General features: G+C 68.7%; 3 protein-coding genes and 1 pseudogene. 2 read left to right on the top strand and 2 right to left on the bottom strand.

What is annotated here, in order from left to right:
- Positions 1-584 (top strand): LysR substrate-binding domain-containing protein (locus ACDELDRAFT_RS20870; RefSeq protein WP_040330276.1); only part of this gene is annotated, 584 nt, incomplete at its 5' end.
- A 346-nt stretch (positions 585-930) separates the two neighbouring features.
- Here the strand turns inward: ACDELDRAFT_RS20870 and panC are convergent.
- Together panC and panB are read right to left on the bottom strand one after the other, a co-directional pair.
- Entirely contained in the window at positions 931-1,785 is an 855-nt protein-coding gene (gene panC / locus ACDELDRAFT_RS20865) for a pantoate--beta-alanine ligase (RefSeq protein ID WP_005800085.1), read from the bottom strand.
- 119 nt (positions 1,786-1,904) lie between these two features.
- Positions 1,905-2,810, bottom strand: coding sequence for a 3-methyl-2-oxobutanoate hydroxymethyltransferase (panB, locus tag ACDELDRAFT_RS20860; protein ID WP_005800084.1), 906 nt, complete (start codon positions 2,808-2,810; stop codon positions 1,905-1,907).
- 52 nt (positions 2,811-2,862) lie between these two features.
- Between panB and ACDELDRAFT_RS24725 the strand changes: the two are divergent.
- Positions 2,863-3,007: pseudogene (locus tag ACDELDRAFT_RS24725) on the top strand (nicotinate-nucleotide diphosphorylase (carboxylating)); the annotation flags it as partial.

Genomic DNA, 3,007 nt, shown 5'->3' with positions numbered 1-3,007 from the left:
AGGCTTCGCCCCATGCCCGGCTTTCGGTCACCCCGCAGGAGTCGCCCCTGCTGGAGGAATGGATGAGCGCCCAGCGCTTCGACCTGGGCCTGGGCGAGCAAACGGCCACGCCGCCTGGCACGCAGGCCGAGGTCCTGCTCACGCTCGACGAGGTGGCCGTGCTACCGTCGGGGCACACCCTGGCCAAGCGGCCGGTGCTGGGCCTGGGCGACTTCGCCGGCCTGCCGTTTGTGAGCCTGTCGGTCGACGACCCCTACCGGCGGCAGATCGACGCATTGTTTGCGCAGGCCGGCGTGCAGCGCGCGTTGCGCGTGGAAACCCACAGTGCTGCGGCCGTGTGTGCCATGGTGCAGCAGGGGCTGGGCGTGGCCGTCGTCAACCCCCTGACAGCGCTGGCAGCCGTGCAGGGCAGTGGTGGCGCGCTGGTGCTGCGGCGGCTGGCGTTCTCGGTGCCGTTCAGCGTGAGCATGGTGCGGCCCCTCTTTCGGGCGACGCTGCCCGAGGTGGTGCCCATGCTCCACGCCCTGCGGCTGGAGGCCCAGGCGCTGGGGGAAAAGTTCAGGGAAATGGCGAGTGCAGCGTGAAATCGGTCTGTGGTGCTTTTGCGGCGGTCGTGTCGCGCTATGTATTCAATAGCGCTCAACCGCTCAACCGCTCAACCGCTCAACCGCTTCGGCTTCGCTGCTTAACTGCTTAACTGCTTAACTGCTTAACTGCTTAACTGCTTTGGTGCCTCGGCATGCCAGGCCGGCCCCCCACATGGCTGCACCATCAGTCCCCATGGTTCGGCGGTTGGCTGCACTGGTGCCGCCCTCCGTCGCATTGCCTGCAGCGGGCTTTTGGAAATCGGATCACTATAAAAAAAGTAGCTGACGGCGCTTTTCCGTATTCGGCGTGCGGCTGGTTTGGTGTCCAACCTTAGCTGCCGACTCAGAATTCCAGGTTGTCGATCAGCCGCGTGGCACCCAGGCGCGCGGCTCCCAGTGCCACCAGGCTGCCGGGTGCATCCTGCGCGGTAGCGGGCTGCAGGTCGGCGCGCCGGCGTACCGTCAGGTAGTCCGGCAGCCAGCCGCGGGCGCGCAGCGTGTCCATGGCCTGTTGCTCCAGGTCGGCGCCGCGCAGCGTGCCCGCTGCCACGGCCGGGGCCCAGCGGTCGGCCAGGCTGCGCAGGGTGTGGGACAGGGCCACGGCCTCCTGGCGTTCCTGCGGATTCAGGTAGCCATTGCGCGAGCTCAGGGCCAGGCCGTCGGGGGCGCGACTGGTGTCGCCCGCCACCACGTCGACGGGCAGCGCGAACTGCCGCACCATCTGGCGGATCACCATGAGCTGCTGGTAATCCTTGCGGCCAAACACCGCCGTGCCGCCGCCGTTCGCGCCAAAGACGCAGCTGAACAGCTTCATCACCACGGTGGCAACCCCGGTGAAGAAGCCGGGCCGGAACTGGCCTTCAAGCAGGTCGGCCAGGTGCGGGTCGGGGTGCACCTTGAAGGTCTGTGGCTCGGGGTAGAGGTCGGTCTCGCGCGGGGCGAACAGCACATCGCAGCCGGCTGCCTGCAGCTTGGCGCGGTCGGCGTCCCAGGTGCGGGGGTAACTGTCGAAGTCTTCGTGGGGCAGAAACTGCAGGCGGTTCACGAAGATGCTGACCACGGTGGTGTCGCCCAGCGGCCGGGCCTGGCGCACCAGCGACAGGTGCCCCTCGTGCAGGTTGCCCATGGTGGGCACGAAGGCGGGGCGGCGGCCGGCGAGGGCGGCGCGCAGTTCAGGAATGGAGCGGGCGATGAGCATGGCGAAATGTGAAAGTAGGCGACCTGGCGCGGTGCGGATTGTCCCTCAGGTGCATGCGCCAAGGCTTGGCGCAGCCGGCGGCCCCGAAGCGCGGGGGCCCGCCGGGCGCTTGCGTGCAACTACCAGGCGTGCAGCGCGTTGTCGGGAAAGCGGCCCTGCTTGACGGCCTGGACATACGCCTGCATCGCGCCGCGCACGCTGCCAGCCTCTTGCATGAAGTTGTGCACGAACTTGGGCATCTTGCCCAGGTTCATGCCCAGCATGTCGTGCAGCACCAGCACCTGTCCGGCGGTGCCGTTGCCCGCGCCGATGCCGATGGTGTGGCAGTGCGGCAGTTCGGCGGTGATCTCGGTGGCCAGAGTGGCGGGCACCATCTCCAGCACCAGCATGCTGGCGCCGGCGTCCTGCAACTCGAGGGCTTCCTTGCGCAGCGTGCGTGCCGCGTCGTCGGTCTTGCCCTGCACGCGGTAGCCGCCCAGGGCATGCACCGTCTGCGGCGTGAGGCCCAGGTGGGCGCACACGGGCACGCCGCGCTGCACCAGAAACTCCACCGTGGGCGCCGTCCAGCCGCCGCCTTCGAGCTTGACCATGTGCGCCCCCGCCTGCATCAGCGTGCAGGCGCTGCGCAAGGCCTGTTCGCGGCTTTCGGCGTAGGTGCCGTAGGGCAGGTCGGCCACCAGCCAAGCCGTGCCCTGCACGCGGTGCAGGCCGCGCGCCACGCTGGCCGTGTGGTAGGCCATGGTGTCGAGCGACACGCCCACGGTGCTGGGCAGGCCCTGGCACACCATGCCCAGCGAATCGCCCACCAGGATGCACTCCACACCGGCCGCATCGGCCACGGCGGCAAAGGTGGCGTCGTAGGCCGTGAGCATGGTGATCTTCTCGCCGGCTTCCCGCATCTGCGCCAGGCGCGGAAGGCTGACGGGCCTGCGCTCGGGCAGGGGCGAGGCGGGCGGCAGCGTGCCATAGGGTGTGGCGTGGAGCGTTGCGTGGGGGGTGGCCGGGAGCTGGGCAGGATCGGTCATGAAGGTCCCATGGGCAAAAAGTGCCGCGAGTCTATGCCATGTCAATGCCGCTATGCTCCCGGCCATGACTTATTCGACTGACGACTCCAGAGATGAAACCGTGGCAGCCCTGGCCCGCGCAGACGTAGCCCGCGCCCTCGAAGAAGACGTGGGCAGCGGCGATCTGACGGCGGGCCTGATCGACCCGCAGCGCCGCA

Source organism: Acidovorax delafieldii 2AN, from assembly GCF_000175235.1.
In the GTDB taxonomy this organism is placed as follows: Bacteria; Pseudomonadota; Gammaproteobacteria; order Burkholderiales; family Burkholderiaceae_C; genus Acidovorax; species Acidovorax delafieldii_B.
This window is presented reverse-complemented; position numbering and strand designations above follow the sequence as displayed.

Coding starts and splice junctions, on each gene's coding strand:
- panB (WP_005800084.1), bottom strand. CDS start 2,810: ATGACCGATCCTGCCCAGCTCCCGGCCACCCCCCACGCAACGCTCCAC.
- panC (WP_005800085.1), bottom strand. CDS start 1,785: ATGCTCATCGCCCGCTCCATTCCTGAACTGCGCGCCGCCCTCGCCGGC.